Source organism: Streptomyces otsuchiensis (genome assembly GCF_004305975.1).
Lineage (GTDB): Bacteria > Actinomycetota > Actinomycetes > Streptomycetales > Streptomycetaceae > Streptomyces > Streptomyces otsuchiensis.
In genome coordinates this window covers 1-783 of sequence record NZ_BHZI01000570.1, presented here as the reverse complement: position 1 = coordinate 783, position 783 = coordinate 1, and the positions used below count along the sequence as shown (strand labels likewise).

Genomic DNA, 783 nt, shown 5'->3' with positions numbered 1-783 from the left:
CCCTCCCCGTTCCCGCTGCGGCTGGCCGGCCTCACCGCCCGCCATCCGGACGCCGACCGGCCCGCGCTCCACCACGTCGACCTGGAGCTGACCGCCGGGCGCCGGATCGCGGTCGTCGGGCCCTCCGGCGCCGGCAAGACCACGCTGGCGCTGACCCTGCTGCGCCTGCTCGACCCCGAGGCCGGGAGCTACACGCTCGGCGGCACCGACGCCACCACGCTGGACGGTGACGCCGTCCGCCGCCTCGTGGGACTGTGCGCCCAGGACGCGCATGTCTTCGACAGCAGCCTGCGGGAGAACCTCCGGCTGGCCGCGCCGGAGGCCGACGACGACCTGCTGCGGTCCGCGCTCGGCCGTGCGCGGCTCCTGGAGTGGGCCGACTCGCTGCCCGAAGGGCTGGACACCGCCGTCGGCGAGGACGGGGCCCGCCTCTCCGGCGGCCAGCGCCAGCGCCTGGCGCTGGCCCGGGCGCTGCTGGCCGACTTCCCGGTCCTGATCCTCGACGAGCCGGCCGAGCACCTCGACGCACCCACCGCCGACGCCCTCACCGCCGACCTGCTCGCCGCCACCGAGGGCCGGACCACGCTGCTGATCACCCACCGGCTCGCCGGACTGGAGGCGGTGGACGAGGTGCTCGTGCTGGACGCCGGGCGGGTGGTCCAGCGCGGCTCCCACGCGGAGCTGGCCGGAGCGGACGGGCCGTTCCGCCGGATGCTGCGGCTCGGCGAGGCGGACGGCGTGCCCGGTGACGGTCCGGCCCACCACGCCCGCCCGGCCCACCAC

General features: G+C 77.8%; 1 protein-coding gene. It reads left to right on the top strand.

Annotated elements, in window-relative coordinates; all coding sequences use genetic code 11:
- Positions 1–783 (top strand): ATP-binding cassette domain-containing protein (locus E0D90_RS25885; RefSeq protein ID WP_130800330.1); only part of this gene is annotated, 783 nt, incomplete at both ends.